Consider the following 23,868-nt stretch of genomic DNA (forward strand, 5'->3'; position numbering starts at 1 on the left):
CCGTATACAGCCCCCGGCCGATCCCCGATGAACCGACTGCAACGGTACCTGTTCCGCAACCTGCTGATCGCCACGCTCTATTCGACGGCCGGCCTGACGCTGACCATCTGGCTCAGCCAGTCGTTGCGCCTGATCGAGATCGTGGTCAGCGCCGGCGCGCCGATGGGCATGTTCCTGTGGCTGCTGCTGCTGACCGTGCCGACCTTCCTCGGCATCGTGCTGCCGCTGGCGCTGGTCGGGGCCATCCTGTTCACCTACAACAAGATGGCGACCGACAGCGAGCTGGTGGTGATGCGCGCGGCCGGCGTCGGCCCCTTCTCGCTCTCGACCCCGGCGCTGGCGCTGGCGGTGGGGGTGATGGCCGTCGTCTTCACCCTGAACATCTGGATCACCCCGGCGGCCCACCGCGAGCTGGTGCGGATGGAATACACCGTGCGCAGCGACTATTCGCAGCTGTTCCTGCGCGAGGGCGTGTTCAACGAGGTCGGCGACCGCTTCAGCGTCTTCCTGCGCGACCGCGATTCCGACGGCAACCTGCACAAGGTGCTGATCCATGACGGGCGCCAGCCGGACAAGCCGGTGACGATCATGGGCGACCGCGCGGTGATGCAGACCGGCCCCGACGGCACGCGCTTCGTCGTCTATGACGGCAACCGGCAGGAGCTGGACCGCAAGACCAACCGGCTGTCGCAGCTGTTCTTCGACCGCTATGCCGTCGACCTGAAGGCGGTGGCGCCCCAGGCGGCGGACCGCTGGCCCGACGCCCGCGAACGCACGACGGCGGAGCTGATGGACGGCAACGTCCCGGCCCAGGACGACCGCATGCGCCGCGGCCTGATCGCCGAGCTGCACCACCGCTTCTCCTCGCCGCTGCTGGCCCTGACCTATGCGCTGGTGGCGCTGTCGGCGCTGCTGTCGGGCGAGTTCAACCGGCGCGGCCAGTCCTCCCGCGTCACCATCGCCGTGCTGGCGGTGATGGGGTTGCAGGCGGGCGCGCTGGGCCTGACCAGCCTCGCCGGCAAGGCCACCGTCTTCGTGCCGCTGATGTACGCCATGCCGCTGGCGATGCTGCTGCCGCCGCTCTGGGTGATGTCGCGCGGCCTCAGCCTGCGTCCGGGGCGCCGGAAGGGGGCGCCCGATGCCGACCTCGATGCCCACCCCGATGCCGGCCCGGCCGGGTCGGCGTCATGAGCCGCATTCTCTTCATCACCTCCAACCGGCTGGGCGACGCGGTGCTGTCGACCGGTCTGCTCGGCCACCTGACCGACGCCTATCCGGGCGCGCGGCTGACCGTCGCCTGCGGGCCGCTGCCGGCGCCGCTGTTCCGGTCGGTGCCGGGGCTGGAGCGGCTGATCCCGCTGGCGAAGCGGTCCTATGCGCGGCACTGGCTGCGGCTGTGGCTGGACTGCGTCGGCACGCGCTGGGATCTCGTGGTGGATTTGCGCAATTCGGCGGTCGGGCGGCTGGTGCCGGCGCGGCGCCGCGCCTTCCACGCCAAGGCGGCGAGGCCGATGCACAAGGTGGAGGAGAATGCCGCCGTGCTGGGCCTGTCGCCGCCGCCGGCCCCGCGCCTGTGGATCGACGCGGAGGCGAGGCGGCAGGCCGACGCCCTGATCCCCGCCGGGACCGGGCCGTTCCTCGCCATCGGGCCGACGGCGAACTGGCTGGGCAAGGAATGGCCGGCGGAGCGCTTCGCCCGGCTGGCCCTGCGCCTGACCGGGGAGGGCGGGCCGCTGGCCGGCGCCCGGGTGGCGGTGCTGGCCGCCGGGCCGGAGCGGGAGCGGGCGCAGCCGGTGCTGGCGGCGCTGGGTCCGCGGGCCATCGACCTGACCGGCCGCACCGACCCGATGGCCGCCGCCGCCTGCCTGGAGCGGGCGGCGCTCTATGTCGGCAACGACAGCGGGCTGATGCACATCGCGGCGGCGGCGGGCGTGCCGACGGTCGGACTGTTCGGTCCCGGCTATCCCGCAATCTACGGTCCCTGGGGGCCGCGCGGGCGGGTGGTGGTCAGCAGCGTTCCGCAGCCGGAGCTGCTGGCCCGCGTCACCGCCGACCCCAACGCCCGCGGGCTGATGGACGGCATCGACGAGGACCGGGTGGCGGAAACGGCGGCGGCACTCCTCGCCGAAACGCATAGAACTTGTGACCAGTTTGCGTCAGGGTCTTCCGCACCGGCCGAACTACCCCCGTTGCGTTGACAAAGCCGGTCGGATAACCGACACTTCCGGGACGAAGCAAAGGGGCAGGTCCGCCCCCACCGGATGGGTTTTCCCCCGAGGGTTTGGAATGAAGCCGACTCCCACCTACGCCAACAAGCCGACCTCGGACAATCCGCGCGATGTCGAGGCTTGGGCCCTGGCGGAAGCGGCGCGCCGTATCATCGCCGCCAGCCATGCCAAGGACGAAAAGGCCTACCGCGAGGCCCTTCAGCTGAATCAGCGCCTGTGGACGATCTTCCAGGCGGCGATCACGGAGGAGGATTGCGGCCATCCGCCGGAAGTCCGCACGAACATCGCAGCATTGTCGCTGCTGGTCGACCGCGAGACGACCAACCGTCTGATCGACCTGGATTTCGGCAAGATCGACACGCTGGTCAACATCAACCGCAACGTCGCCAGCGGCCTGACCGCCCAGGGCCAGTTCATCGCCGCCCAGCAGGCGACCCAGCCGCATCCGGGCACGCCGCAGACGGCCGCTCCGCAAGCGCCCCAGGCCCCGCAGGCCGCTCCGGCGCCGGGCCAGCCGCCGGCCGGCATGCGCCCCGCCGTGCCGCCGCGCCCGATGACCGCCCCGGACGCCGCCCCGGTTAACCGCGAGTCCCTGCGCATTTCGATCTGATCGCTGTCGCGACCGACAAGGAAAAGGCCGGCGCTCCGATGGGGCGCCGGCCTTTTTTGTCCTCTCACTCCGCCGGAACCTCGCGGTCCAGCTCTTCCAGCCAGATGCGGGCGTTGCCGTCCGACGGGGCGCGCCAGTCGCCGCGGGGCGAGAGGGAGCCGCCGGCGCTCACCTTCGGGCCGTTCGGCATGGCCGAGCGCTTGAACTGGCTGAACCCGAAGAAGCGGCGCAGGAACACCCGCAACCAGTCGCGGATCTCGGCCGGGCTGTAGGCGCGGCGCTTCTCCAGCGGATAGCCCTCCGGCCAGTCGCCCTTCGTGGCGTCGGACCAGGCATGGCGGGCCAGGAAGGCGATCTTCGACGGGCGGAAGCCGTAGCGCAGCACGTAGAACAGGGTAAAATCCTGCAGATCATACGGCCCGACCACGGATTCGGAGCTTTGCAGCGCCTTGTCGGAGCCGGCCGGCACCAGTTCCGGCGAGATCTCCGTCTTCAGGATGGCGTCCAGCGTCGCCGATACCTCCTGCTGGAACTGGCCGGTGCGGCCGACCCAGCGGATCAGATGCTGGATCAGCGTCTTCGGCACGCCGGCATTGACGTTGTAATGGGACATCTGGTCGCCGACGCCATAGGTGCACCAGCCCAGCGCCAGCTCCGACAGGTCGCCGGTGCCGAGCACGATGCCGTTGTGCTGGTTGGCGAGGCGGAACAGGTAATCGGTGCGCAGGCCGGCCTGCACATTCTCGAAGGTGATGTCGTATACCGCCTCGCCGCGGGCGTAGGGGTGGTCCATGTCGCGCAGCATCTGGTTGGCCGCCGGCCGGATGTCGAGTTCCCTGGCCGTCACCCCCAGCGCCGTCATCAGTTTCCAGGCGTTGGACTTGGTGCCCTCGCTGGTGCCGAATCCCGGCATGGTGTAGCCGAGGATGCCGGTCCGCGGCAGGCCGAGCCGGTCCATAGCGCGGGCGGCGACGATCAGCGCGTGGGTGCTGTCCAGGCCGCCCGACACGCCGATCACCACCGTCTTGATCCCGGTGGCGCGCAGCCGCTGCACCAATCCCGCGACCTGGATGTTGTAGGCCTCGTAACAGTCCTGCTCCAGCCGTTCGGCGGCGGCCGGGACGAAGGGCAGGCGCGGCACCACGCGCATCAGCCCGACATCCGTCTCCGGCGCGTCGAGCCGGAAGGCGACGGTGCGGAAGCCGCCGGTGGCGTCGGGGAACAGGCGGCGGTTGTCGTCGAAGGTGCCCTGGCGCAGCCGCTCCTGGCGCAGCAGGTCGAGATCGACGTCGGCTACCGCCATCTGGGCGCCGTCGGGGAAGCGGTCGGTCTCCGCCAGCTTCTCGCCATTCTCGAAGATCGAGGTCTGGCCGTCCCAGGCGAGGTCGGTGGTCGATTCCCCCGCCCCGGCCGACGAATAGAGATAGGCGGCGAGGCAGCGCGCCGACTGCGATTTCGCCAGCAGCCGGCGGGTGTCCGACTTGCCGATGGTGATGTTGCTGGCCGACAGGTTGGCGAGGATGGTCGCGCCGGCCAGCGCCGCCATGGTGCTGGGCGGGGCCGGAACCCACAGATCCTCGCAGATCTCGGCATGGACGACCAGACCGGGCTGGTCCTCGGCGGAGAACAGCAGGTCGGGGCCGAAGGGCGCGGTCAGGTCGCCGATGCGGATCGTCCCGCCTTCGGTGCCGGCGCCCGACGCGAACTGGCGCCGCTCATAGAATTCCCGGTAGTTCGGCAGATGCTGCTTCGGCACCACGCCCAGCAATTCGCCGCGATGGATCGCCACCGCCGTGTTGTAGAGCCGCCCGTCATACAGCAGCGGCGCCCCCACCAGCAGCAGCGGCATCAGACCGGCCGATGCCTGCACCAGATCGAGGATCGCCTGCTCCACCGCGTCGATTAGCGGGTCCTGCATCAGCAGATCGTCGATGGCGTAGCCGGACAGCGCCAGTTCGGGGAACAGCGCCACCGCCACCGACGTGTCGTGACAGGTGCGCGCCGCCTCCAGCACCGCCGCGGCATTGGCCACCGGGTCGGCGGGGGTGCTGCGCGTGGTGCAGGCGGCCACCCGCGCGAAGCCGTGGCGATAGATCGAGGTGAAGCTCATGACCCGTTCCCGCTGCCTTGCATGCCATTGACGCCCCAGGATGCGACGCCCGGGGGCAGCAAACATAGCAGGAATTTCGCGCACGTCAGGTCCCCCGTCCCGCCCCATCCCCGGCAGTCCGGCATGCGGTACGGACTGATGAGCGGGGGCGCCGGGGCGATGCTTTAGACACGATACATTGGTTATAAAACCAAAGTCAAATCGATGGGAAGATGGGGACATTCCAGTTAAATTGATGATGATGAAGAACGTCGCCCTGCGACAGTCAAGTTGACCAAATCAAATGCGACGGATATAGGCAGGGACTCGCTTGCGCAGAGACCCGGCAGGCCGACGCCAGAAGGACCAGTTTATCACCGTGCCAACGGATACGCCCGCCACGCATCCTGACCCAATGCCCGCCACATCGCCCAATGCGGACGCTGCGGGCGTTCCGGCGGAAAGCGGCGCGCCGCCGGAGCAGGCCTGCTGCATCGTCGGCATCGGTGCCTCGGCCGGCGGGCTGGAGGCGTTGCAGCGCTTCTTCGACGCGGTGCCCGGCGACAGCGACCTCGCCTATGTCGTGGTCCAGCACCTGTCGCCGGTGCACAAGAGCCTGATGGTCGATCTGCTGGCGAAGCACACGGCCATGGGTGTGGTGCAGGCGACCGAGGGCGTGCCGGTCCAGCGCAACACCGTCTATCTGCTGCCGCCGGGCAAGCATCTGAGCATCGAGGACAGCCGGCTGCGGCTGACCGCCAAGGATGCCGCGGGCGGCATGAGCCTGCCGATCGACATCTTCCTGACCGCGCTCGCCCGCGACCAGGGGCCTTTCGCCATCGGCCTGATCCTGTCGGGCACCGGGTCGGACGGCACGCGCGGCCTGATGGCGATCAAGTCGGCCGGCGGCTTCACCGCGGTCCAGCAGCCGGAAACCGCGCAGTTCGACGGCATGCCGCGCAGCGCGCTGGCCACCGGGCAGATCGACGCCACCCTGGCGCCGGAGGATCTGCCGGCCCGCCTGATCGAGCATGCGCGCAAGGCCCTGGTCCGCGCCCGGCCGATGCCGGCGCGCCAGCGGCGCGAGGATGGCGACGACCCGCTGGCCCAGATCATCGCGGTCATCCGCTCCGTCACCGGCGTCGATTTCTCGCATTACAAGCTGGCGACCCTGCTGCGGCGGATCGAGCGGCGGATGCAGGGCGCCGGCCTGGACTCGATGGACGAGTATGCCGCCCTGCTGCGGCGGAACAGCGCCGAGACGGTCAACCTCTACAAAGAGATGCTGATCGGCGTCACCCGCTTCTTCCGGGACGAGGCGGCCTTCCGCGTCCTGGCCGACCGGGTGATCCCCAGCCTGCTCGCCAACCGCAGCCCGACCGACATGGTCCGCGTCTGGGTCTGCGGCTGCGCCAGCGGGGAGGAGGCCTATTCCCTCGCCATCCTGTTCGCCGAGGCGCAGGAAAGGCTGGGGCGCAGCTTCGACGTCAAGATCTTCGCCACCGACATCGACCAGGACAGCATCGAGATCGCAAGCCTCGGCGAGTATCCGGGCGCGATTGCCGAGGATGTGTCGCAGGACCGGCTGAGCCGCTTCTTCGTCGCGCGCGGCGACAGCTATGCGGTGTCGCGCGACATCCGCCGCATGGTGGTGTTCGCCGCCCACAACATCATGCGCGACCCGCCCTTCACCAAGATCGACCTGCTGAGCTGCCGCAACCTGCTGATCTACATGGACCAGCCGTTGCAGCGGAAGGTCCTGAGCCTGTTCCAGTACGCCCTGCGCCAGAGCGGCTTCCTGTTCCTCGGTACCAGCGAGACGCTGGGCGACCTCCAGTCCGATTTCCACACCGTCGACAGCCGCAACAAGGTGTTCCAGAGCCTGCGCGCCGGCTCCTTCCGGCTGTCGCGCCTGCTGGTGCCGACGGTGGCGGCCCCGCTGACCCGCCATGGCGAGGATGCCGTAAGCCATGGCATGGAGGAGGGGGCGGTCATCGACGAGGCCATCGGCGCGTTGATGAAGGCCTATGTGCCGCCCTGCCTGCTGGTCAACGAACAGATGACCATCATGCATGTGTTCGGCGACGCCTCGTCCCTGCTGAAGGTGCCGGCGGGCGAGGCGACGCTGAACGTGCTGAAGCTGCTGCCCTCCTCGGTCGCCATGGTGACGGGCACCGCGCTGAACCGTGCCTTCCGCTCCGGCGAGGAGTTCGCGCTGTCCAACATCCCGGTGAAGGACCGCGAGGGGGTGGCGGCGATCAGCCTGCGGGTCCAGCCCTATGTCGCGCGCAAGACCGGGCGCCGCTTCGCCCTGGTGGTGCTGGACCGCGCCAACATGCTGCCGCTGTCGGTTCCGGATTCCGACTTCGACCTGAACGCCGACGCCGCCGAGCGCATCCGCGGGCTGGAGCAGGAGCTGCTGTCGCGCGGCGAGAACCTCCAGGCGACCATCGAGGAGCTGGAAACCGCCAACGAGGAACTGCAGGCCACCAACGAGGAGCTGCTGGCCTCGAACGAAGAGTTGCAGAGCACCAACGAGGAGCTTCAGTCGGTCAACGAGGAGCTTTACTCCGTCAACGCCGAATATCAGGCGAAGGTGGAGGAACTGACCGAGATCACCAACGACCTCGACAATCTGCTGCGCTCGACCGAGATCGGCACGGTGTTCCTGGACGGCGACTTCGTCATCCGCCGCTTCACTCCGGCGGCGGCCCGGTTCATCAACATCATCCCGCGCGACCTTGGCCGGTCCATCGCGCATCTGTCGACCAACATCGACTATCCCGACTTCCTCGCCGACATCCGCAAGGTGTTCGACGGGCAGGAGGCGGTCGAACGCCATGTCCGGGTGCATGGCGGCCGCTGGGTGCTGACCCGCATCCTGCCCTACCTGACCGACAAGAGCCAGATCGGCGGCGTGGTGGTCACCTTCGTCGACGTGACGGAGACCAAGCAGGCGCAGGAGCGCTTGCAGAAGGTGCTGGACAGCCTGCCGGAGCACATCGCCGTGACCGACCGGGACGGCCGGATCGTCATGGTGAACGCCGCCTGGCGCGGCTTCGCCCAGCGCAACGGCGCCCCGGCGACCGAGCGCTGCGGCGTCGGCACCAACTATCTCGACGTCTGCCTCAACCCGGAGGCGGCGCAGAAGGACGCCATCGCCCGGGCGGTGCATGACGGGCTGCGCCGCATCCTGAACGGCGAAGCCGATGATTTCTCCATCGAATATCCCTGTCATTCGCCCGATGAACAGCGCTGGTTCCTGATGCACGCCACCCGCCTGAACGACCATGACGGCGGCATCGTCGTCAGCCACATCAACATAACCAACCGCAAGCTGATGGAATTGCAGGTCGACGGATCCGGCAAGGGCGACCGGGGCGACGGAGGCGGGGAATGACCGAGGATTCCTCAGGCCGACTGCGGCGCCGTGCCGAAACCATCCTCAACGGTGGGAATTTCGAGGCGACGGACGTCACCGCCGCCTCGATGAAGGAACTGCTGCACGAGCTGTATGTCCATCAGGCCGAGCTTGAGATCCAGAACGAGGAACTGCGCGGCGCCCAGCAGGCGCTGGAGGCGTCCCGGCTGCAATATCTCCAGCTTTTCCAGTCGGTGCCGCTGGCCTGTCTGGCGGTGAACGCCGCCGGCATCGTCGGCGAGGCCAACGCCGCCGCCGAACGGCAGTTCGGCCTGCCGATGCTGCGGCTGAAGGGCCGCCCGCTGACCCTGCTGCTCGACAGCGTCGATCATGGCCGGCTGTTCACCGCGCTCGGCCGGCTGCGCGACCATGGCGACTGGGTCCGGCAGGAGTTCCGCTATCTCGGACCCCACGGCACGATCATCGACGGGCTGACCGATGCCCGCCGGGTGACGCTGGACGACAGCGACCGCGGCGACGTGCTGCTGACCATCACCGACCTGACCGAACGCAACGCCTGGCTTCGCGAGGTGCAGCAGGCCCGCGACGACGCCGAGCGGGCGCGCGCCGACTATCACCACATCCTTCAATCGGTCGGCGACGGCATCCTCGGGGTGGACGCCGACGGCCGCATCCGCTTCGTCAACGCCGCGGCGACGGCGATGACCGGGCATCTCGACCTCGACCTGATCGGCCGCCCGCCCTCCGACCTGTTTGCCGGCCTGGCGGAGGCCGGGCTGCCGGTCGGCGAAACGGATCCGGCGGCATTCCAGGCGGGCGGGGCGGCCCGGGCGCTGGCCCTGTCGCTGACCGACGGCCGGCCGCGCAGCGTCGCCTGCGAGAAGCTCCGCCGCGAGGATGGCGGGACGCTGCTGGTGGAGATCACCATCTCCCCCATGCTGGCGTCCGGCATGCGCCTCGCCCCGATGCAGGACCGCATTCAGGGTGCCGTCGTCGCCTTCCGCGACGTCACCGCGCGGCGGACCGCGGAAGCGGCGCTGAACCTCAGCGAGCGGCGGCACCGGGTGCTGGTGCAGTCGCTGCACGATGCGCTGGCGATGACCGCGGTCGATGGCCGCTGCCTGCTGGCCAATGCCATGGCCGAGCGGCTGCTGGACGGCCCCGCCGGCGCCCTGCTCGACCCGATGGCGTCGGCCTTCGATGCAGATGGCAAGGCAGAGAGCCGGGCGGACGGGCAGCTGGTTCCGGCCACCGCGCCGTCCACCATGGTGCCGACCACCGCCGGCCGCCGTTTCATCGACGCCAACGGCAACCGGCTGCATGGGCTTCCCCCCGCGGCGGAAGCGGTGCGCAGCGGCAAGCCGGTGGTCGAGCGCATCATCGGCGTGGTCGAGGGGGAGGAGGCCACCGCCCCCACCCGCTGGCTGCGGGTGTCGAGCCGCCCGGTCGCCGATCCCGCCGGCCGGGTCGAGGCGGTGGTGTCCAGCGTCGCCGACATCACCGCGGTGAAGGCGCTGGAACGCGAGCTGAACGTGGCGCTGGACGCGCGCGAGCGCTTCCTGGCGGCGGCGAGCCACGATCTGCGCCAGCCGGTGCAGGCCCTGCTGCTGCTCTCCGACCTGCTGATGAAGGAAACGCTTGCCCCCGGCGCCCAGCGGATGGCGGAGCAGATCCAGTCCTCGCTCGGCGGGCTGGGCGGCATGCTGGACGGGATGCTCGACATCTCCAAGCTGGAGGCCGGGCTGGTCGCCCCCAATCCGGAGTCGGTCGACATCGCCGCCCTGCTGGCCCGGCTGCATGGGGAATTCGCGCCTGCGGCCGAGAAGGCGGGGCAGGCCCTGCGTCTGGTGGCGCCGCCTCTGACGACGCGCACCGATCCGCGGCTGCTGGAGCGGGTGCTGCGCGCTCTGCTGGCCAATGCGCTGCATTTCGCCCCCGGCGGGCGGGTGCTGATCGGGGCGCGGCAGCGCGGCGACCATGTGCAGATCGAGGTGTGGGATACCGGCATCGGCATCGCCGACCAGCACATCGACCGCATCTTCCAGGACTTCTATCAGGTCGGCAACGCCGCCCGCGACCGGCGCGAGGGGCTGGGGCTGGGTCTCAGCATCGCCAAGCGGCTGGTCACCATGCTGGACGGCACCATCGACGTGACCTCCTCGCTGGGCCGCGGCAGCCGCTTCACCGTCAGCCTGCCCCTGACCGAAACCAGGCCGGACATGACCGACCGGTCCGGCAGCGCCGGACGCAGCGGGGCCGACGACGAGGCCGGGCGGCTGGTCATGCTGGTGGAGGACGACGCCGTCATCCGCATGGCGCTGGTCCTGATGCTGGAGGACTGGAACTATCGCGTGGCGGAGGCCGGCAGCGGGGCGGAGGCGGAGCAGCTGCTGGGCGAGCTGATCGAGTCCGGGGAGGAGCCCGACCTGATCCTGGCCGACTACCGCCTGCCGGAAGGGACGACGGGGTTGATGGTGATGGACATGGTCCGCCGCCGCCTGTCGCGCGACATTCCCGGCGTGCTGCTGACCGGCGACACCTCGGCGGACCGGCTGCGGGAGGCGGCCGGCGCCCAGTGCGCGTTGCTGCACAAGCCGATCCAGCCCGGCCGCCTGCACGACACGCTGGCGGCGGCGCTGGGTGGCTGACTGCGGCATGGGTTGCCACCGCAATCCTCCGTCAACGCAGCTTTTCTTGATTCACGTCAATGCTCCGGACAGATGAAGATCCAGACTGTCCGAACTGTTTAGAGAGGTGAATGACGGCATAAAGCGGGGACGACCCATGCCCAACAAAACGGATGCCAGCCTTGCGCGCCGGATGGTGCGCGCCCGTGCCGCCAGAGTATCGGCGCTGCTGCTAGGCGGCCTGTTCGTCGGGTTCCTGCTGCTCGTCGTCGTCTTCATCGAATACCGCCGCGCCATCGACTGGATCGACCACACGCACACGGTCATCTCCGCGGTCGAAGAACTGCAATCCACCCTATCCGATGCCGAAGCCGGCCAGCGCGGCTATCTGCTGTCGCTGGACCCCCGGCAGCTCGTCCCCTACGAGGAGGGGAGGGAGCGCAGCCGTGTGGTGCTGGACCGCCTGCGCGCGCTGACCGCCGACAATCCGCTGCAGCAGGACAAGGTGACGGCGTTGCGGAGCCTGACCGCCGACAGGCTGGACCGGATGGCCGAGCTTCTGCGGCAGGCGGACGAGGCGGGGGTGGCGTGGGCGCCGGCACCTGTCCGCGACGGCTTCGGCACCGGCGCCGGCATGATGGCCGAAATCCGGCGGATGACCGCCACCATGCGGGCGGAGGAGGATCTGCTGCTCGCCGGGCGCAGCCGGCATGCCACCCTTCTCGAACTGCTGATGATCGCCTATGGGATCGTCTTCGTCACCGTCACCGGCTGGCTCTGCTTCTCCACCGTCCGGCGGCTGGAGCGGGATTACCAGGCCGAGCGGGCCGAAGGGGAGGTTCTGGCGGCGACGTTGCAGGAAAACAGGATCCTGCTGGACGAGGTCAACCACCGGGTCAAGAACTCCTTGCAGATCGTCGCCAACCTGTTGCGGACCCAGGCGATGCGGCATCGCAGCGCCGAGGTGCGGCAGGAACTGCTGGACAGCAGCAGCCGGGTGCTGGCGATTGCCGAGGTCCATCGCCGCCTCTATGGCGAAGGGGCGGTGTACGACACCGTCGAACTGACCGACCTGATCCGCAGCATCGCCGAGAACGCCGTCCCGCCCACCGGCGGGGCCGAACCGGCGATGACCCTGGCGACGGGCGCGCTGTTGTCGGCCCCGGTCGACACGGCGGTGCCGGTGGCGCTGATCGTCAACGAGCTGCTGACCAACAGCTACAAGCACGCCTTTCCCGACGGACGGCGCGGCAGGGTCACGGTGGATATGGCGGTGGCGGGGAACGAGGTCCGCATCGATGTCGCCGACGACGGCATCGGCCTGCCGGAGGAGGTCGCGGGCAACAGCGGCGGCGGCTTCGGCCTGAACACGGCCCGCAATCTTACGCGGCAATTAAGGGGGCGTCTGGAGATCGAACGTTTGACACCGGGGACGCGCTTCCTTTTAACTTTCCCTATGAAGCCGCCTGCTCCAACCCAGGCGTGATCCTCCTGGCCGAATCACTGAATTTACAAGAAAAACAATGAAGATACTGATCATAGAGGATGAATTCCTGATCGCCGAGGGCGTGTCGCTGACTTTGCAGTCGGCCGGCCACGCGGTGACGGGCATCGCCGAGGATCTGTCGACCGCCCTTGCCCTGGCCGGGCAGGAGAAGCCCGACATGGCCTTCGTCGACATCAAGCTGGCCAACGGCTCGAACGGGCTCGACGTCGCCCGCGCATTGAAGGCGATGGGGATCGCTTGCGTCTTCGCCACCGGCAACCCGCCCAACAGGGCGCAGGCCGGCGGGGTTGGGCTGGGCTATATCGCCAAGCCCTTCTCGCCGCGCGTGCTGGTCCAGACCGCCGCCTTCGTCGCCGGGACGCTGTCGCCCTGCGGGCCGGCTTCGGTGGCGCCCCACGGGTTCGTGACGCTCTAAGGACGCATTCCTCAGAATCCGGTGAAGCGGGTGAAGCGTTCGGCCGGCTCGCGCTCCGTCGGGAAGTTGTTTTCCGGTGCCGACCAGTCGGCGAAGCCCAGCGCCATGCCGCTGGCGATGATCTCGCCGTCGGGCAGGCCCAGATGCCGCGCGGTGATGGCGTGGCGGTAGCAGAAGGCGGCCTGCGGGCAGGTCTCCAGCCCGAAGCCGCGGGCGACGATCATGAGATTCTGCATGAACATGCCGAGGTCGAGCCACGCCCCCTTGCCCATGTCGCGGTCGATGGTGAAGAACAGCCCGACCGGCGCCCCGAAGAACAGCCAGTTGCGGCCATGCTGGCGCGCCATCCGCTCGCGGTCGCCCTTGCCGATGCCGATGGAGCCGTAAAGCGCCCAGCCCACCGCCCGCCGGCGGCCCAGATAGGGCTCCCGCCAGCTTTCGGGGTAATAGGGATATTCCGGCACCTCCGGCTCCCCGGCCTCATGGGCGGCCAGCAGCTCCGCCGACAGGGCGGCGCGCGCCTCCCCGGCGATGGCATGGACCTTCCAGGGCTGGATGTTGGAGCCGCTCGGCGCGCGGGCGGCGAGGTCGAGGATGTGCCGCACCGTTTCCCGCTCGACCGGCGTGGCTAAGAAGGCGCGGACGCTGCGCCGTCCGGCGACGGCGTCCAGCACGGGCAGGGCGTTTTGCAAGGGCAGGGAGTCAGCGCTCATCGCCGGCCGCCTCTCCCTCGACCTCCACCGCCGGTTCGTGCCGGACCGGGAAATTGACGGACCGGGCGATGAAGCATTTCTCCGCCGCCTCGCGGTGCAGGGCCAGCGCCTTGCCGGCGTCGGACCCCGGCGCCAGCGTCACCCGCGGGCGCAGAACGACGGCGGTGAACTGGCCGCCGCCGTCGGTCTCCTCCTCCATCATCCCGTCCGCGTCGTCGCTGTAGCCGGTGACGACGATCCCGGCGGCCGAGCAGAGATGCAGGTACCAGAGCTGATGGCAGGAGGACAGGGCGCCGACCAGCATCTCCTCCGGGTTCCAGCGCGCCGGATCGCCGCGGAAAGCCGCGTCGGAGGTGGCGGGGATCGCCGGCTTGGTCCCGGCGCTCAGCGTGTGGTCGCGGCTGTAGGCCCGGTAGGACGAGGTGCCGGTGCCGAGATTGCCGGTCCAGTCGAGACGGACGGCATAGCGGTGTTCCCTGTGCGCCATGAAGCTCCTCCCTATCTACTGCATCACGAACATCAATAGCGCCGGCAGGCCGACGAAGGCCATGGCGGTGGACCCCAGGACCATGCCGGCGACATCCTCCGGCGCGTTGCCGTAGCGCAGCGCCCAGAGATAGTTGAAGACGGCCACCGGCATCGAGCTTTGCACCAGCACCACGCCGCGCGCCGCCCCGGTCAGCCCCATTGCCCAGGCCACCAGCAGCCCCATGGCGAAGCCGACGGCCAGCCGGAAGGCCGACATCGACAGGGCACGCACCGCGCCGGAGAGGCGCAGCTTCGACAGCGCCACCCCCAGCGAGAACAGCATCAGCGGCACGGCGCAGTTGCCCAGCAGCGTGGTGGTGTTGCCGATCCACACCGGCAGCGGCAGCCCGGACAACTGGATCGCCACCGCCGCCGCCACCGCGTAGATCGTCGGGGTGCGCGCCATCTGCCCCAGGTCGAAGCGCCCGGCGGCCAGCGCCGGCCCCAGCGTGAACTGCCCCACCGACATCACCGCATAGAACAGCACGGCAAGGCTGAGGCCGTTCTCGCCGAAGGCGAACAGGCAGACCGGCAGGCCCAGGTTGCCGGCATTGGGGAAGGCCATCGCCGGGACATAGACCCGCAGCGACAGCCCCGACGCCAGCAGCACCGGGACCGACGCCAGCGCCGTCAGCGCCATGCACAGCGTCGCCGCCAGCGCCATCTCCCCCATCACGTCGGCGGACAGGTGCAGCCGGGTCAGGGCGGAGAAGACCAGGCAGGGCGACGACACGTTGATCGCGAAGGTGGTGATGAAGGCGCTGTCGTAGGGCAGCTTCCCCCGGGTCCAGCCATAACCGAGTGCAGCCACCACGAAAACCGGGGCCAGCACGGCGAAGGCATCGGACAGAAGGGCGGAGATCGGCATGGAGGCTGGCGGAACCCTGTGCTGCAACCGGGGGGTGGGCAGACTGTCAGTCACCATGGCGGCAATCCCGCCCGCCGTCATCCCCCCAAGCCCAAGCCGGGACGCAGGGCAGCCGCGCGACAGGGATCGGCAAGGCTCGGATCGCCGCGGCGTTCCCGGACCCTTGCGGCACTCCTTCCCCCCCGAGTCGCACCCATTTGCATGCGGCGGCGGTGAAAATGCTGACGGACCGACCGTTATTGGAACGACACAGGTCCGCCGGAATACGGCTTTTGAGCGGGCATTATCTCAAGTCAGTAACGATTTGTAACGAAGCTTGAGCCATAAGGGGCCACCCACTAGGGTGCAATGGCCCCATTCTGCGGATCCGCATGACAACCTCGCCCGGCGCCAAGACCGTTGTTCGGCCCCTGAACAATAAGGCGCAGCAATCCAAACGACAGCCGAACCTGAACAGTCGCCGATTCTCCCTGCGCTCGGTTCTGCTCTGGATTCTATTGTTGCTGTCGGCGGGTTTGTTTCTTGCGCTGGCCGCCTTGCCCGTTGGAAGATTTGCAAGCGCCGCCATCTCGGCCGGCGTGGTGGCCGCCGCCTTCGTGCTCGGGCGTTTCGCCCAGCGCTTCTGGCATGCCCGCACGCTGACCGTCCTGCTGCTGGCCTTCGTCACCTTCCGCTATTTCTTCTGGCGCCTGACCGGCACGCTGCCGCCGGTGGACGATCTGGTGAATTTCATTCCCGGCGTCACCCTGTTCGCGGCCGAGGCGCTGTCCTTCGTCCTGTTCCTGACCTCGCTGTTCGTCATCATCGACCCGCTCGCCCGCGAACCGTCGGAACCGACGGGCGATCCCGCCTTCTGGCCCAGCGTCGACGTCTACATCCCCTCCTACAACGAGGAGCCGGAGCTGCTGGAGACGACGCTGGCCGCCGCGGTCTGCATCGACTACCCGCGCGACAAGCTGCACGTCTATCTGCTGGACGACGGCGGCACCGACCAGAAGCTGGCCCACAGCAATCCCGAACAGGCCGCGGCGGCGAAGGCCCGGCGCGAGACGCTGACCGCGCTGTGCGAACGGTTGCAGGTCACCTACATGACCCGGCCGCGCAACGAGCATGCCAAGGCCGGCAACATCAACCACGCCTTTCATAAAACGTCCGGCGATCTGTTGCTGATCCTGGACGCCGACCATGTGCCCACCGTGGGCATCCTGAAGGCGACGGTCGGCTTCTTCCAGCAGGACCCCGGCCTGTTCCTGGTCCAGACGCCGCATTTCTTCGTCAATCCCGACCCGGTCGAATACAACCTCGGCACCTTCGAGCGGATGCCGAGCGAGAACGAGATGTTCTATTACTCGATCCAGCCCGGACTGGACCGCTGGAACGGCTCCTTCTTCTGCGGATCCGCCGCCATCCTGCGCCGCGCGGCGCTGGAGGAGGTCGGCGGCTTCAGCGGCGACACGGTGACCGAGGATTGCGAGACCGCGCTGGAGCTGCATTCGCGCGGCTGGCGCAGCGTCTACCTGCCGCGCCCGCTGATCGCCGGCTTGCAGCCGGAGACCTTCGACAGCTTCATCGCCCAGCGGTCGCGCTGGACCCAGGGCATGATCCAGCTGTTCCTGCTGAAGAATCCGCTGCTGAAGCGCGGCCTGACGTTCTCGCAGCGGCTGTGCTACCTCAGCACCATGCTCTACTGGTTCTTCTGGTTCTGGCGGCCGATCTTCCTGCTGTCGCCGCTGTGCTATGCCCTGTTCGGGCTGGAGATCTACCGCATCAACCTGCCGGACTTCGGCTGCTTCGTCATTCCGCACGTCTTCGCCGCCGCCTTCCTGTCGCAGTTCCTGCACGGGCGGATGCGCTGGCCGCTGTTCTCGGAGCTGTACGAGTATCTGCAATCCTTCCACGTCTCCCGCGCGGCGCTGGCGACGCTGATCCGGCCGCGCGACCCGGTGTTCAAGGTGACCGCCAAGGGCCAGTCGGTGGAGGAGGACGGCTTCTCGCCGCTCGCCACCCCCTTCATCGTCACCACGCTGCTGCTGGCGGCCGGGCTGGCGGCCTGCGCGTGGCGCTATTCCATCTTCCCCGAACACCGGGCGGCCATCGTTCCGGTGGCGGTCTGGTGTTCGCTGAGCCTGCTGCTGGCTCTGGGCGGCCTCGCCGTCGTCTATGAGCGCAAGCGCGTCCGCCGGCAGGAACGCTTCACCGTCGACCGCCCCGCGGCGCTGAAGTTCGAGGACGGCACCAGCATCGACCTGACGGTCGCCGACGTGTCGGCCGGCGGCGTCGGGCTGATCGTCGATCCGAAATGGCGCGAGCTGCTGAGCCGGCCCGACCAGACGCCGGTGCTGACCATCGCCGCGACCGAGACGGAGGCCGCGACCACCACCGGCGTCCGTTTCTTCCGCATCGAGATGCGCAACGGCGAACTGGCGGTCGGCGCCGGCTTCGCCCCGCGCGACCGCCAGGACATCGTGGAGATGGCGCGCTTCGTCTTCGGCAACAGCGTCGGCTGGGACATCTTCCTCGACCGCAAGCGGGTGGCCGCACCGACCTTCTTCGGCGGGCTGCTGTTCTTCGCCACCCGCGTGGTTCCGCGGCTGGGCCATGTCCTGCTGGCCCTGCCGGGCGCGCTGCGCCGCATCCTGACCTTCCAGGCTCCGTAACGGCGATGGCGGGTATGGGAAACCAAACCGGCGGGGGCCGGATGCTGCGGGCGTCGCCACGGACGCTGTTGATGGCCCTGAGCGCGCTGCTGTCGCTGTGGATCGGCCTATGCGCCGGCTGGGCGGCGCCGGCGCTGGCCGCCGACCGCCGGGTGATCCCGCTGTCGAACCTGCGCGACGGCCAGCCGGAGGTCACGCTGCATGGCGAGACGGAGACGGTGGTGCTGCGCGCCGTCCTGCCGCCGGTGATCGGGCTGACCAGCGCCATGCTGACGCTGACCTACGAGAACGGCATCGACATCCTGCCCGAAAAGGGGTCGATGTCGGTCTTCATCAACGGCTCTCCGGTGGCGGACCTGCCGCTCGCCGCCTTCCGCGGGCCGGTCAACGCCTCCATCACCCTGCCCGGCAGCCTGATCCGCCCCGGCGAGAACCAGATCGTCTTCCAGACCAGCGCCCAGCACCGCGCCATCTGCACGGTCCGCGGCACCTACGATCTGTGGGCACGGGTCAACCTCGCCGCCTCGTCGCTGACGCTGATGTCCGACGGCGGCGTGCCGGAGCCGGACCTCGCCATGGTGCGCCAGCTTCTGGCCTCCGCCGACCGCGCGCGGGAGCCGCTGGCCATCGTCCAGCCCGGCAGCGAGATCGACGCCGATCATCTCGGCTGGGGCTCCATGGTGGCGCAGTCCTATGGCCTGCTGCTGGGCGACCAGACCCCGCGGGTGGTGGCGGTGCCGGTGAAGCCGGCCGGCAATGCCCAGGGCAACGCCGCGGGCACTCCGCCCGGCAACCCTCCCGGCACTCCCGCCCCGATGCTGGAAAACCTGCCGCTGCCGGGCGGCAAGAACATCCTGATCGGCACCCGCGACCGTCTCGCTCCCCTGCTGGGCGAGGCGCGGGCCGCCGCCATCGGCGGACCGTTCCTCGGCGTTTATCCGTATGCCGTCAACAAGGGCGGTCCGGAGGGAAGCGGCGCCGGCGGCGGTGGCTTCGTCGCCGTCGCCTCGGGACGGACCCAGCAGGAGGTCGATCAGGCGGTGATGCGGCTGGCCGACGTGACCCGGCCGCTGCCGACCCAGACCGCGATGATCGTCACCGACGCGGCGGTCCCGGCCGCGCCGCCGGCCCCGCCGGTGCAGGTGGAGGGACGCTACCGCCTGTCGGATCTCGGCTTCCAGACGGTGCAGCACAGCGGCTACCGCTACACCGGGCGCTTCGGCCTGACCCTGCCGGCCGGCTTCGCCCCGGTCAGCGACCGCTCCATCCTGTTCCACGTCAATGCCGCGTTCGAGGGCAACCTCGGCCCCGGCGCGGTTCTGAACGTCCGGGTCAACGGCAAGTCGGCCGGCGCCATGGAGATCGACAAGCGCTCTAGCGGCATCATCGAGAATGGCGAGATGCCGCTGCCGATGGCGCTGTTCCGTCCCGGCCCCAACCTGATCGAGCTGGAGGCGGAACTGCCGCCGGCCGGCGGCACCGACTGCGTCTTCGCGGTGCGGCGCCCGACCTTCACCCTGCTGGACAGCTCCAGCATCGAGATCCCCGGCTTCGCCCGTCTGGTCACGCTGCCGAGCCTGGGCGGCTTCGCCAACACCGCCTTTCCCTATGGTGGCACCGCCGGGGGAGAGCAGGCGCCGCCCTTCGATCTCGTCGTCGTCGGGCGCGACCCCGCCTGGTTCGGCGCCGCCTGGAGCCTGACCGCCAAGCTGGCGCAGCGGGCCGGCGACCTGATGGCGGTGGTGCCCTACACCGGCTGGGACGGGCTGCCGAACGACAACGCGCTGATCGTCGGCCCGGTCGCGGCGCTGCCGCAGGCCGTCTTCACCTCGGCCCCGCTGCCGGCCGACCGGCTGGCCGGTCTCCTGGAGGCCGGCGCCCTGATCGCCCAGGCCAAGGCCCGTGGCGAGCCGATGGCGGCGGCCGACCGCCGCGCCCTGGCCGATCGGCTGCGGCTGGGCTGGTCCGGCACTGCCGCCCGTCCGGGGCCGGCGCGGCCGGGGGGCGTGCCGCAGGGACTGGGGCAGCAGATGGGCATCGCGGGCTCGGCGCTGGCCGCCGACGGCGGCGCGGCCAACCGCTGGCAGCGGATGGCGGGCGACGCCAAGGATCCGGCCGCCACCGGGCGCGGCTGGGTGCCCGACTGGGCGCGGCGGGTGATGGCTGCGGCGGCGCGCTACATCAACAGCTGGACGGTGGAGGAGGCGCCGGTCGACGTCGTCGCGCTGACCGAGAATGCCGAAACCCTGCCGGAGGCGGCGCTGCTGCAATACCGCGCGCCGGGGGCCGAGCCGCTGACCTGGACGCTGCTGACCGCGGCGGATCCGCGCGCCGTCGACCGCGCCATGCGCAGCCTGGGCGAGGCCGGGCTGTGGGACAAGCTGCGCGGCGGCGGGGCGCTGTGGAGCAGTGCGGCGCCGGCCATCACCACGCTGGAGGTGTCGCGTCCCTACCAGATCATTCTCAATCCCTTTGACATCGGCAACCTGATCCTGATTCTGGCCCGCAACCTGTCGCAGCGGATCGAGCTTCTGTTCGCCCTGCTGCTGGGAACGGCGGTGGTGCTGACGGTCAGCATGCGCCTTCTGCTGAAGAGCGGGCATCGGGAACGGAGCGGGTCATGACGTCCCCTGTCGGAACATCGCGGCGCGGCATGCTGGTCGGGACGGCCGCCCTCGGGCTGGCCGCGGCAGTGCCGGCTGCCTTGCCGGGCGCCTTGCGCGCGGCCCCCTATGACGGGGCGGCGTGGCGCCGCTACGCCGAGCGCTTCCTGCTGCCGGAAGGCCGCATCGTCGACACCGGCAACAAGGGCATCAGCCATTCCGAAGGGCAAGGCTACGGCATGCTGCTGGCGGTGGCGGGGGGCGACCGCGCCGCCTTCGACCGGCTGTGGGGCTGGACCCAGCGCGTGCTGATGGTGCGCGGCGACGGGCTGGCGGCTTGGCGCTGGACGCCCGACGGCGGGGTTGCCGACCGCAACAACGCGTCGGACGGCGACATGCTGATCGCCTGGGCGCTGCTGCGCGCCGCCGAGACTTGGCAGGCGGAAGCCTACCGCACCGCTGCCGCCGCCATCGTCAAGGCGCTGGCCGCCGGGGTTCTGGTGGAGCAGGCCGGGCTGACCGTGCTGCTGCCCGGACGCGACGGCTTCCGCAAGGGCGAGACGCTGGTCCTCAACCCCAGCTACTGGATTTTTCCCGCCATCCGCGCCTTCGCCGCCCTTCCGGGGGGCGAGCGCTGGGGCAAGCTGTCGGACGCCGGGCTGGTGCTGCTGTCGAAGGCGCGCTTCGGCGGCTTCCAGCTGCCGCCGGACTGGATGACCCTGGACGCCGCCGGAACGGTGGGCATCGCCGACGGCTTCAAGAAGCAGTATGGCTACGACGCCGTGCGGGTGCCGCTCTATCTGGCGATGGACGGCTATCGCGATCCCTATTACTTCCGTCCCTTCGCGACGCTGGCGACGAAATTTGGCGGCGCGGCGGTTCCCGCCACCGTGTCGCTGCCGGGCGGCACCACCACCCAGGTGGCGGCGTCGGTCGGCATGCTGGCGGTCTACCGGCTGGCCTGCAAGCTTGCCGGGGCCGGCGACGCCGTGACGGTGCCGCCGCTGGCGCCCGACGAGGATTACTACTCCACCACCTTGGCCCATCTTTCCGCGCTGGCGGCGCAAAGCCTGGGGATCGATCCGTGACCCGTCCTCTCCTCCTTTCCGCCCTTCTCCTCGCCGGCATCGCCGCGGCTGGTGGGTCAGATGCCTGGGCGCAGTCGAACGGCGGCGCCCGCGCGCTGGCTCCCGGCGTGAAGGTGGAGGTGGCGCCGGCTCCCGGCAGCGGCTCCGCCCCCGCCGCCGGCAAGGTGGACGAGACGGCGCTGCGCTATTACGCCCGCATCGGCGACGGCGAGCGGATGGAGGCGGAGATCGCCCGCCTGCGCGCGCTCGATCCCGGCTGGGAACCGCCCAAGGACCTGTTCGCGCCGCAGCCGACCGCCACCGGCGTCGACGAGACGCCGTTCTGGACTCTGATGTCCGCCGGCAAGGTGGCGGAGGCGCGGGCCGCCATCGCCGAACAGCGGCGCAAGTCGCCGTCCTGGCAGCCGTCGGACAAGCTTTTGCAGGAACTCGAACTGGCCGAGAGCGCCGGGCGCATCCGCTCCGCCAGCGACACCAAGCGCTGGCAGGAGGTGGTCGATGCCGCCGCCGCCCAGCCGGAGGCGGTGGCCTGCAACCGGCTCGACAATGCCTGGCGTCTGGCGGAGGCCTATGCCGAGCTGAAGCAGACCGACCGCGCCTTCGACACCTACAAGACCATCGTCACCACCTGCCCCAAGGCGAAGGAGCGGCGCGACACCATCTTCAAGGCGTCGCGCCATCTTAGCCCGGAGCGGCTGCGCGAGCTGTCGGCGCTCGGCGCCACCGCCAACCCGGCGACGGGGGAGGATTACTCCGCCGTCCGCAGCGCCGAGGCGGAGCTGGAGACCGGCCGCCTGCTGGAGCGCCTCGGGAACGCCAAGCCCGGCGCCCTGTCGGCGGGCGACCTGTCGCGCGTCCAGGGCATCGTCCGCGACAAGCAGGACGCCGACGGCGCCATCGCGCTCGGCTGGTATTTCCAGAAGCAGAAGAATTTCGCCGAGGCGCAGAGCTGGTTCACCCAGGCCAACGAGTGGACGCCGTCGGACAAGGCGGCGGAAGGGCTGGTGCTGGCCTACAACGGGTTGGGCGACAAGGCGCAGGCCCGTGCCGCCGCCGCGCCCTGGAAGGGCAAGTCGAGCCGCATCGACCAGGCGCTGAAGGCGGTGGATCCGCCGCGCGGCCCCTCCGGCCCCGGCGGCGGACGCAGCGCGCCGCAGGGCCCGAGCGAGCTCGACCGCGCGCTGGCCCGCCACGATTTCGCTGCGTGCATCAGCATCATCCGCGGCACCATCGCCAGAAGCGGCCCGACCGCCTCCCTGTTGCAGCAGCGCGGCTGGTGCCTGCTGGAGCTGAAGCGCCCGTCGGAGGCCGAGGCCGCCTTCGCCGAGGCGCAGACCCTGGCCGCCCGCGAACCGGCCCGCGAACCCGCAAAAGGCGGGGCTTCGGCGGCCGGAGCAGCGGCCGGAAAGGCGGGCAGCCGCAGCCCCGCCGCATCGGGCCTGCCGCAGACGGCGACGCCGGCCCAGGAGAACGCCTATGGGCAGGCCATCGCGCGGCTGGCGACCGGCGACGTGACCGGCCTGACCCGCGACCTGCCGCGCGCCAACCTGACCGCGACGCAGCGGGCGGAAATCCGCGCCTCGCTGATGGCGACGGAGGCCGGCCGGGCGCTGGAGGACAAGCGCTACAACGACGTGCTGCGCCTGCTCGACGCCCGCAAGGAACTGGAGCCGGAACCGCGGAACCTCGGCATCGTGCGCGGCTGGGCGCTGTACAACCTGATGCGCTATGACGAGGCCTATGTGCAGTTCAAGTCCATCGACGACCGGCTCAGCACCGAGGAATCGCGCGAAGGCCTCTCCACTGCCTGGAAGACGATCTACCATGACTGGTAAGGAAGCCCCGATGGCCGTGATGCGGATGGCCGCGACCCTCATGCCCCGGACCGCAGGGCGCGCCATGCTGTGGGCGGCGCTGGCGGCCACGCTGCTGACCTCCGGCTGCGCCGGCTGGGTCCGCGACAACCTGACCCAGTCGGCCACCCCCTGGCGCCGCATCCAGCCGGCGGCGCTGCCGGTGACCCTGCCGGACAGCCGCGACTTCCCCATCGTCGCCGCCCGCATGCGCGACACCGGCACGGTCTACAAGACCTACAACGTGGCGCTCGGCAACCCGACCTCGCTGGCCGGGGAGAACCGCCTGACCGTCGACGTGCAGACCCTGCCGGACAGCCTGTTCGGCGCCCTGGTCCAGCCGCCGCGCGTCTTCCCGGTGCCGCTCTACACCATGGAAACGCTGACGGTGACGACCCGCCGTGAATTTCCCGACATGAAGGTGAAGGTCGCCGACATCGCCCGCCGCAACCGCTACGGCGACTACGACTATGCGACCGCTCAGGACCAGGAAAACAGCTGCGTGCTGGCCTGGCAGCTGATCACCGACCACAAGCGGATGCTGCCGGAACGGATCGAGGCGGTGCGGCTGGAATACCGGGTCTGCGGCGTCGGCTCCAACATCCGCGCCCTGCTGGCCCCCTTCGACGGCCTGACCCTGACCCTGCCGGAGACGATCCTGGAAGCGCAGGATCTGGGGGGACTTTAGGAGCGCGCCCGC

16 protein-coding genes are annotated in these 23,868 nt (G+C 69.8%); 12 read left to right on the forward strand and 4 right to left on the reverse strand.

Annotation, left to right across the window (positions count from 1 at the left end):
- The first annotated feature begins 27 nt into the window (after positions 1-27).
- The 3 genes from lptF (at position 28) to VH569_RS16925 (ending at position 2,838) form a co-directional block, all read left to right on the forward strand.
- The gene (gene lptF / locus VH569_RS16915) at positions 28-1,191 is read left to right on the forward strand and encodes an LPS export ABC transporter permease LptF (RefSeq protein WP_423316371.1); all 1,164 of its coding nucleotides are present in this window, start codon (positions 28-30) and stop codon (positions 1,189-1,191) included.
- The gene (locus VH569_RS16920) at positions 1,188-2,198 is read left to right on the forward strand and encodes a glycosyltransferase family 9 protein (RefSeq protein WP_423316372.1); all 1,011 of its coding nucleotides are present in this window, start codon (positions 1,188-1,190) and stop codon (positions 2,196-2,198) included. Before lptF ends, VH569_RS16920 begins: the two co-directional genes overlap by 4 nt.
- 88 nt (positions 2,199-2,286) lie before the next feature.
- Entirely contained in the window at positions 2,287-2,838 is a 552-nt protein-coding gene (locus VH569_RS16925; protein ID WP_109049562.1) for a flagellar biosynthesis regulator FlaF, read from the forward strand.
- A 64-nt stretch (positions 2,839-2,902) separates the two neighbouring features.
- Here VH569_RS16925 and VH569_RS16930 read toward each other — a convergent pair whose 3' ends face one another.
- Complete coding sequence (locus VH569_RS16930; RefSeq protein WP_423316373.1) at positions 2,903-4,948, reverse strand: NAD(+) synthase; 2,046 nt, start codon at positions 4,946-4,948, stop codon at positions 2,903-2,905.
- A 394-nt stretch (positions 4,949-5,342) separates the two neighbouring features.
- Here VH569_RS16930 and VH569_RS16935 point away from each other — a divergent pair, with 394 nt between their 5' ends.
- From VH569_RS16935 to VH569_RS16950, 4 genes are all read left to right on the forward strand, one after another.
- Positions 5,343-8,327 carry a chemotaxis protein CheB gene (locus VH569_RS16935; RefSeq protein WP_423316374.1) on the forward strand — a complete coding sequence of 995 codons (2,985 nt, stop codon included), beginning with the start codon at positions 5,343-5,345 and terminating at the stop codon, positions 8,325-8,327.
- Positions 8,324-10,957 (forward strand): PAS domain-containing hybrid sensor histidine kinase/response regulator, encoded by a 2,634-nt coding sequence (locus tag VH569_RS16940; RefSeq protein ID WP_423316375.1) that lies wholly within the window; start codon positions 8,324-8,326, stop codon positions 10,955-10,957. The genes VH569_RS16935 and VH569_RS16940 overlap by 4 nt, the downstream gene beginning before the upstream one ends.
- 136 nt (positions 10,958-11,093) lie before the next feature.
- Entirely contained in the window at positions 11,094-12,422 is a 1,329-nt protein-coding gene (locus tag VH569_RS16945) for a sensor histidine kinase (protein ID WP_423316376.1), read from the forward strand.
- 37 nt (positions 12,423-12,459) lie between these two features.
- The gene (locus VH569_RS16950; protein WP_423316377.1) at positions 12,460-12,858 is read left to right on the forward strand and encodes a response regulator; all 399 of its coding nucleotides are present in this window, start codon (positions 12,460-12,462) and stop codon (positions 12,856-12,858) included.
- An 11-nt stretch (positions 12,859-12,869) separates the two neighbouring features.
- Here the strand turns inward: VH569_RS16950 and VH569_RS16955 are convergent, their stop codons facing one another.
- The 3 genes from VH569_RS16955 to VH569_RS16965 are packed head-to-tail and all read right to left on the reverse strand — an operon-like array spanning position 12,870 to position 15,024.
- Positions 12,870-13,571, reverse strand: coding sequence for a nitroreductase (locus VH569_RS16955; RefSeq protein WP_423316378.1), 702 nt, complete (start codon positions 13,569-13,571; stop codon positions 12,870-12,872).
- Complete coding sequence (locus VH569_RS16960) at positions 13,561-14,058, reverse strand: OsmC family protein (protein ID WP_423316379.1); 498 nt, start codon at positions 14,056-14,058, stop codon at positions 13,561-13,563. Before VH569_RS16960 ends, VH569_RS16955 begins: the two co-directional genes overlap by 11 nt.
- 15 nt (positions 14,059-14,073) lie before the next feature.
- Complete coding sequence (locus VH569_RS16965) at positions 14,074-15,024, reverse strand: AEC family transporter (RefSeq protein ID WP_423316380.1); 951 nt, start codon at positions 15,022-15,024, stop codon at positions 14,074-14,076.
- Between the two features lie 314 nt (positions 15,025-15,338).
- On the opposite strand from VH569_RS16965, the gene bcsA reads away from it, so the two are divergent.
- The 5 genes from bcsA to bcsN all read left to right on the forward strand — a co-directional run bounded on the left by bcsA (position 15,339) and on the right by bcsN (position 23,856).
- Entirely contained in the window at positions 15,339-17,624 is a 2,286-nt protein-coding gene (bcsA, locus tag VH569_RS16970) for a UDP-forming cellulose synthase catalytic subunit (RefSeq protein ID WP_423316381.1), read from the forward strand.
- 71 nt (positions 17,625-17,695) lie between these two features.
- Positions 17,696-20,248, forward strand: a complete 2,553-nt coding sequence (locus VH569_RS16975) for a cellulose biosynthesis cyclic di-GMP-binding regulatory protein BcsB (protein WP_423316382.1) — start codon at positions 17,696-17,698, stop codon at positions 20,246-20,248.
- Positions 20,245-21,315, forward strand: coding sequence for a glycosyl hydrolase family 8 (locus VH569_RS16980; RefSeq protein WP_423316383.1), 1,071 nt, complete (start codon positions 20,245-20,247; stop codon positions 21,313-21,315). The genes VH569_RS16975 and VH569_RS16980 overlap by 4 nt, the downstream gene beginning before the upstream one ends.
- Entirely contained in the window at positions 21,312-23,150 is a 1,839-nt protein-coding gene (locus tag VH569_RS16985; protein WP_423316384.1) for a hypothetical protein, read from the forward strand. The genes VH569_RS16980 and VH569_RS16985 overlap by 4 nt, the downstream gene beginning before the upstream one ends.
- A complete protein-coding gene (bcsN, locus tag VH569_RS16990; protein WP_423316385.1) occupies positions 23,140-23,856 on the forward strand; it encodes a cellulose biosynthesis protein BcsN in 717 nt (238 codons plus the stop codon). Before VH569_RS16985 ends, bcsN begins: the two co-directional genes overlap by 11 nt.
- The last annotated feature ends 12 nt before the right edge of the window (positions 23,857-23,868 follow it).

It is taken from the genome of Azospirillum sp. 11R-A, from assembly GCF_049472615.1.
GTDB classification, from domain to species: domain Bacteria; phylum Pseudomonadota; class Alphaproteobacteria; order Azospirillales; family Azospirillaceae; genus Azospirillum; species Azospirillum palustre.